This is a genomic window from uncultured Zoogloea sp. (assembly GCF_937894855.1).
Lineage (GTDB): Bacteria > Pseudomonadota > Gammaproteobacteria > Burkholderiales > Rhodocyclaceae > Zoogloea > Zoogloea oryzae.
The window spans coordinates 24146-30725 of sequence record NZ_CALAYQ010000112.1 but is presented as its reverse complement, the minus strand read 5'-3'; the positions used below and the strand labels follow the sequence as shown (position 1 = coordinate 30725).

General features: G+C 67.7%; 6 protein-coding genes. 2 read left to right on the top strand and 4 right to left on the bottom strand.

Annotated elements, in window-relative coordinates:
- A partial coding sequence (locus tag Q0672_RS13190; protein WP_298622869.1) for a CBS domain-containing protein occupies positions 1-975 on the bottom strand: 975 nt, incomplete at its 3' end.
- 160 nt (positions 976-1135) lie between these two features.
- Between Q0672_RS13190 and Q0672_RS13185 the strand changes: the two genes are divergently transcribed.
- Positions 1136-1813, top strand: coding sequence for an alpha/beta fold hydrolase (locus Q0672_RS13185; protein ID WP_298622867.1), 678 nt, complete (start codon positions 1136-1138; stop codon positions 1811-1813).
- A gap of 3 nt (positions 1814-1816) precedes the next feature.
- Here the strand turns inward: Q0672_RS13185 and Q0672_RS13180 are convergent, their stop codons facing one another.
- Together Q0672_RS13180 and Q0672_RS13175 are read right to left on the bottom strand one after the other, a co-directional pair.
- Positions 1817-2266: a MaoC family dehydratase gene (locus Q0672_RS13180; RefSeq protein WP_298622865.1), complete on the bottom strand. Its 450-nt coding sequence runs from the start codon at positions 2264-2266 to the stop codon at positions 1817-1819.
- Positions 2267-2320: 54 nt separating this feature from the next.
- Positions 2321-3223, bottom strand: a complete 903-nt coding sequence (locus Q0672_RS13175; protein WP_298622863.1) for a LysR family transcriptional regulator — start codon at positions 3221-3223, stop codon at positions 2321-2323.
- A gap of 126 nt (positions 3224-3349) precedes the next feature.
- Between Q0672_RS13175 and Q0672_RS13170 the strand changes: the two genes are divergently transcribed.
- A complete protein-coding gene (locus Q0672_RS13170; protein ID WP_298622861.1) occupies positions 3350-4870 on the top strand; it encodes an acetyl-CoA hydrolase/transferase family protein in 1521 nt (506 codons plus the stop codon).
- Positions 4871-5501: 631 nt separating this feature from the next.
- Here Q0672_RS13170 and selD read toward each other — a convergent pair.
- Positions 5502-6551 (bottom strand): selenide, water dikinase SelD, encoded by a 1050-nt coding sequence (selD, locus tag Q0672_RS13165; RefSeq protein ID WP_298622859.1) that lies wholly within the window; start codon positions 6549-6551, stop codon positions 5502-5504.
- Positions 6552-6580 lie beyond the last annotated feature (29 nt).

The window sequence follows — 6580 nt, the reverse complement described above, 5'->3', positions numbered from 1 at the left end:
GGCGAGCAGGTTGAGGGCCAGCTGGCGGATGTCGCGGCTGGCGCGCTGCAGGGCCTGCACGTCGGCGGCGCTCTCGATGCCGGCGCGGATCTGGCGCAGGCCGATGCGCTGCAGGGCGAAGAGGTCGCGCTCGGAGATCACGCCCTTGAGCTTGTCCTCGGCATCCACCACCAGGATGTGGCGCACGCCGTGGGTGGCCATCTCGAGGGCGGCGTCGTAGGCGCTGGCGTTGGCGTGGAGGGTGTGGGGCGGGGTGGTCATCACGTCGGCGATGGGCCGGGTGAGATCGAAGCCGGTGAGCACGATGCGCTTGAGGATGTCGCTCTGGGTGAGCACGCCGACGGGCTTCTCGTCTTCGCCGGCCACGGCCAGGCAGCCGACGCCGGCCTCGGCCATCTTCTCGAGCGCGCCGCGGGTGGCCACATCGGGGCTGACGAAGATCGGCGCCTTCTTGACCAGATTGGCGAGCGACGTGGTCATCGTCTGCTGCTCGGCGGCGCGCTGGGAGAACTGGGCCTGGAGCTGCTCCCGCGACTGGCTCATCAGGCTGGCGATGTAGCGGGTGCAGAAGATCTGGAAGCTGGGCGAGAGCTCTTGAAGGCGCAGGAAATCGGCGGCCGGGAGCTGGAAGCAGTAGCTGTCTTCGACGGCGATGTAGCTGTTGGTGGAGCGGCGCTCGGCGGAGATGGCGCCGATCGGGAAGCCTTCGCCGGGGCCCAGGGTGAGGGTGGCGTATTCGGTGACGGCGACGCCGCCCATCTGGCGCGCCTGCACCTTGCCGCGATAGACGATATAGAAGAAGCGCGGCGGGCCGTCTTCGGGCATCAGGATTTCGGATTCCGCCGGGTAGAAGGCGGTGGCCAGCCGTTCACCGAGAAAGCGCAGGGCTTCCGCCTCCATCCGGTCGAAGGGCGCGTGACGGCGCAGGAACTCCAGGTTGGTTCGGATCAGGGTGTCGGCGGCAGTGTTTTCCATAAACTCGGGCGCTGCGTGGGATAAAGCTTATAAATCTACTCCGCCCCTGCCCGGGCGTCATGATCTTGCGCAAAAAAACGCGCCGTTTGCCAGGAGTGAGGGCGGGTGGTGTGACATCTGCCGCAGTTAGAATCGCGGAATCACTTTTTCAGGAATCGCCATGAGCGCCAATCTTCTGCCCGCCGTCGAGATCACCACCGCCCCGACGCCCACCCACGCCGTCATCTGGATGCACGGGCTGGGGGCCGACGGCCATGATTTCGAGCCGGTGGTCGATGAACTCGACATCGACCGCCTGCCGCCGACGCGCTTCGTGTTTCCCCACGCGCCCCAGCGGCCGGTGACGATCAACGGCGGCTACATCATGCGTGCCTGGTACGACATCCTGTCGCAGGATTTCAGCGGCCGGCGCGAGGATGCCGCCGGCGTCATCGAATCGGCCGCGCAGGTCGAGGCGCTGATCGCCCGCGAGATCGCCCGCGGCATTCCCGACAGCCGCATCGTGCTGGCGGGTTTCTCGCAAGGCGGGGCGATCGCGCTGCACACCGCGCTGCGCCACCCCAACCGGCTGGCCGGCGTGCTGGCGCTGTCCACCTATCTGCCGCTCGCCGACACCCTGGCGGGCGAGGCCAGCGAGGCCAACCGAGACGTGCCGATCTTCATGGCCCACGGCGTGGCCGATCCGGTGATCCCCCACGACTTTGCCCGGCGTTCGGCCGACCAGCTCACCGCCGCCGGCTATCCGCTGGCCTGGAAGACCTACCGCATGGAGCACAGCCTGTGCCTGGAGGAAGTGCGCGACATCGAGGACTGGCTGGCCACCGTGCTGGCGGCCTGAGGCTTACGCGGGGCGGCGCTTGAGCAGGTTGTTGCCGATGAACGAGAGCACCGTCTCGCCGCGCTGGTTGACCGCCGTGTAGCGCATGCGGGCGATGCCCCGGTCGGGCTTGGACGACGACGGTCGCACCTCGAGCACCTCGACCACGCTGTGCAGGGTGTCGCCCGGGCGCACCGGCGCCAGCCAGCGCAGCTCGTCGAGGCCCGGCGAGCCGATGCTCGACTGGGCGAAGATGCCGTTCTGGATGAACAGCCGGAAGCACACCGCAATGGTGTGGAAGCCGCTGGCAATGAGCCCGCCGTAGGGCGAATCCGCCGCGGCGTTGGCATCGAGATGGAAGGACTGCGGGTCGTACTGGAAGGCGAAGTCGATGATGGCCGCTTCGGTGAAGGTGAAGCCGCCGCTCACGAAGCGGTCGCCGGCGGTGAGGTCGTCGAGGTAGCGGGTATCCATGGGCTGTCTCCGGTAGTGTGGGCGTTGTAGGCCGGATGGTAACGCGACCGCCCCTCAGCCGGTCGCCAGCAGGTTTTCCTCGCACACTGCCAGCCACGCCTGGGCGGCCCGGGACATGTAGCCGCCGGGCTTCCAGATCACGGCCACGTGCCAGTCGAGCCGGGGTTCGGCGAGGGGGCGGACGGCCAGTTCGGCGCCCAGGTTGAGGCGGGCCAGCAGCGGGGCGGGGATGAGCGTGGTGCCGAGCCCGGCGGCGGCCAGGGCGATGAGGAAATCCCACTGGCCGCTCTGGGCTGCGATGCGGGCTTCGAAGCCCGACGCGGCGGTGACCTCCCGCACCCGCCGGGTGAGCGAGAAATCGTCGCCGGGCAGGAGCAGCGGGGTGTCGCGCAGGGCCTCCAGGGGCACCTGGGCGTGATGCGTCCAGCTCGCCTGCAGCGGCCCCACCACATGGAGCGGGTAGTGGCCGACGCTGCGGGAGGCGAGCCCGAGGCCCGGCTCGGTGGGCAGCAGGGTGGCGCCCACCTCCAGCTCGCCGGCCGTCACCTGCTGCTCGATCAACTGCCCGCCCAGCTCCCGCAGGTGCAGGGCGAGGGCCGGATAGCGGGCCCGGAAGGCCTTCACCGCCGGGGCAAAGAGCAGGTTCACCATCGGCGGAATGCCCACCGTCAGCTCGCCGCGGGTCAGGTCGGCCAGATCGGCCACCTCGCGGGTGAGGTTGTGCATCACCCCCAGGGCTTCCTGCCCGCGCTCCAGCACCACCCGGCCCACGTCGGTGAGGTGGAGCTGGCGGCCGTCGCGGATCAGCAGCGGCTGGCCGATCTCGTCCTCCAGCTGGCGGATCATTTTGCTCACCGTGGATTGGGTGACATTGAGGCGCTCGGCGGCGGCGGTGAAGCTCTGCTGGCGGACGGTTTCGACGAAGTAGCGGAGGGCGCGCAGGTCCATTCTGGTCATGAAAAAAACGACTCAATGGCAGGATTTTAAGTCATAACATGACTGGCGATGCGCCCCTATACTCCGCCGCGATCCCGTCCGAACGAGGCGGGGCCCCCCGAAAATCGAGGACCGGAGAAAACAGCAATGCCCATGGATCGTATTCGCCTTGCCCGCCTGCGGGATCGCATCATGTCGCCGGAGGCCGCCGCCGCGCTGTTTGCCGACGGGATGACCGTCGGGATGAGCGGCTTCACCCGCGCCGGCGACTGCAAGGCGGTGCCCTTTGCGCTGGCCGAGCGGGCCGCCAACGAGCACCTGCAGATCACCCTGATGACCGGCGCGTCCCTGGGCAACGACATCGACAAGGTGCTGACCGACGCCAACGTGATCAGCCGCCGCATCCCCTTCCAGTCCGACCCGACCCTGCGCCGCAAGATCAACGCCGGCGAGGTGATGTTCATCGACCAGCACTTGTCTGAAACCGTCGAGCAGCTGCGCTCCGGCCAGATCGCGCCGGTGGACATCGCGGTGGTCGAGGCGACCGCGATCACCGAGAACGGCGGCATCGTGCCGACCACCTCGGTGGGCAACTCGGCGAGCTTTGCGGTGCTTGCCAAGAAGATCATCGTCGAGATCAACCTGACCATGCCCCACGGCCTCGAGGGCCTGCACGACATCTACATCCCCACCTACCGCCCGCACCGCCTGCCGATTCCGCTGATCTCGCCGGAGCAGCGCATCGGCCTGCCGTTCATCCCCGTTGACCCGGAGAAGATCGTCGCCATCGTCATCACCGAGAAGGCCGACAGCCCGTCCAACGTGCTGCCGCCGGACGACGACACCAAGGCCATCGCCGGGCACCTGAACGATTTCCTGGCCCACGAGGTCAAGGCCGGCCGCCTGTCGCCCAGCCTCCAGCCCCTGCAGGCCGGCATTGGCACCATCGCCAACGCGGTGCTCCACGGCATGCTGGATTCGCCCTTCCGCGACCTGAAGATGTATTCCGAGGTGCTGCAGGATTCCACCGTCGAGCTGCTCGACGACGGCCGTCTCTCCTTTGCGTCGGCTTCGTCGATCACCCTGTCGAAGCACACCTACGAGCGCGTGCTGGGCAACATCGAGCACTACAAGTCGCGCCTGGTGCTGCGCCCGCAGGAGATCAGCAACCACCCGGAGGTGATCCGCCGGCTCGGCCTCATCACCATCAACACCGCGCTGGAGTGCGACATCTACGGCAACGTGAACTCCACCCACGTGGGCGGCACCCACATGATGAACGGCATCGGCGGTTCGGGCGACTTCGCCCGCAACGCCCACCTGTCGGTGTTCGTCACCAAGTCCATCGCCAAGGGCGGGGCGATCTCCAGCATCGTGCCGATGGTGCCCCACGTGGATCACACCGAGCACGACACCGACATCATCGTCACCGAGCACGGCCTGGCCGACCTGCGTGGCCTCGCCCCCCGCGAGCGCGCCCACCAGATCATCGACCACTGCACCGATCCGCTCTACCGGGACATGCTGCGGGATTACTACCAGCGCGCCTGCCGCCGCGGCGGCCACACCCCGCAGTTGCTGCGCGAGGCCTTTGCCTGGCACCTGCGCGCCGAAGAGAATGGCTCGATGCTCGAAAGCAAACCCGAAGCCATCTGCGAACCGGCCTAAGCCCCAAGACCGGCCAAGCCGGCGACCCTCAACCCCAACCAGACCTGCCGGTGCGTGCGCAGGCCGCGCGCCGGCGGCTCCCCTTCGAAAGTGCCCTTCGATCCGGAGTCGTGCCTTACTGCCTGCGTCTCCCTGAAAGCCACCCGCGTTCCGCTACTCCTCCCGGCGGAACGCGGTGCTGGTTTGCGTTCTTCCTTCCGCAGCACCCTTGATCTGATCCCGACTCCCGGGACGCAGGCCTGAGCTTTGGCCGCAAGCTGATCCGCTCGTCGTTCCGGGCTTGCCCCTCTGCGCGCCCACTTCAAAGCTCGTGCCGCAAGGCCTCGAGCCGCGACCCCAAGGCAAACTGCGTTGCCCGCAAGGCTTGGCGCTTTGCATCTTCAAGTTATCTGCCTTGCGCGCAAAGCCTGTTGCCTTGGCCGTAAGGCTTTCTGCTCGACGCCCAAGGCCCGCAGCGTTGCTATCGAGGCTTTTTGCTTTGGTCGCAAGGCTTTGAAGCTCGCCCCCCAAAGCAAAAAGCCTTGCGGGCAAGGCTTTTTGCAATGACGGCAGTGTCGGACTGAAGTCCGACCTACAAAACAACTGCGGGTTTGCAGGGCGAAGCCCCGCCGATCACCCCACGGCTGGCTGCTCAGCCGGCGATGCGCACCTCGGCGGGGCCGCTGTGGATGCGGCCGATCACTGCCGCGTCGCCAAAGCCGCCGGCGCGGAAGGTTTCCAGCACGGTGTCGGCGCTGGCGGCGTCGCAGGCCACCAGCAGGCCGCCGCTGGTCTGGGCGTCGGCCAGCACGCTGCGCTGCCATTCGGCCACGCCCTCGTCAAAGCGCACCGCGTCGCCGCAGCTGGCCAGATTGCGGGCGATGGCGCCGGGGCCGATGCCCTGTTTCGCAAAGGGCACGGCGGCCGGCATCATCGGCACGTCGGCCACCTGCACCGTGGCCCCCAGGCTGGCGCCACGGCACACCTCCAACAGATGGCCGAGCAGGCCAAAGCCGGTGACGTCGGTGAGCGCGTGCACGCCGGGCAGCTTGGCAAGCGCCGGACCGACGGTGTTGAGCTTGGTGGTGGTGGCGATCATCTGGGCGTAGCCGTCGGCATCCAGCACGCCCTTCTTCATGGCCGAGCCGAGGATGCCCACGCCCAGCGGCTTGCCGAGGATCAGCACGTCGCCGTCTTTCGCGTCGCGGTTGCGCTTGATCACATCCGGGTGGGCGATGCCCAGGGCCACGAGGCCGTAGATGGGCTCGGGCGAATCGATGCTGTGGCCGCCCGCCACCGGGATGCCGGCCTGGGCGCACACGCTGGCGCCGCCTTCGAGGATGCGGCCGATGGCTTCCAGCGGCAGTTTGTTCACCGGCATGCCCACGATGGCCAGCGCCATGATCGGCGTGCCGCCCATGGCGTAAACGTCGGACAGGGCGTTGGTGGCGGCGATGCGGCCGAAGTCGAAGGGATCGTCGACGATCGGCATGAAGAAGTCGGTGGTGGCGATCAGCGCCTGCTCGTCGTTGAGGCGCCACACGGCGGCGTCGTCGGCGGTTTCGGTGCCCACCATCAGGTTGGCGAAGGGCTGGGCCGCCGGCATGTGGGTCAGCATCTCCGAGAGCACGGCGGGGGCGATCTTACAGCCGCATCCGCCACCGTGAGACAATTCGGTGAGTCGCAGGGGCGCTTCAGTCATGGCGTTTTTTGGTTCCAGTTGATTCATCA

Bases quoted from the DNA above. Each gene is read 5' to 3' on its own strand.
- Q0672_RS13185 (WP_298622867.1), top strand. From the start codon at position 1,136: ATGAGCGCCAATCTTCTGCCCGCCGTCGAGATCACCACCGCCCCGACG.
- Q0672_RS13180 (WP_298622865.1), bottom strand. From the start codon at position 2,266: ATGGATACCCGCTACCTCGACGACCTCACCGCCGGCGACCGCTTCGTG.
- selD (WP_298622859.1), bottom strand. From the start codon at position 6,551: ATGACTGAAGCGCCCCTGCGACTCACCGAATTGTCTCACGGTGGCGGA.
- Q0672_RS13175 (WP_298622863.1), bottom strand. From the start codon at position 3,223: ATGACCAGAATGGACCTGCGCGCCCTCCGCTACTTCGTCGAAACCGTC.
- Q0672_RS13170 (WP_298622861.1), top strand. From the start codon at position 3,350: ATGCCCATGGATCGTATTCGCCTTGCCCGCCTGCGGGATCGCATCATG.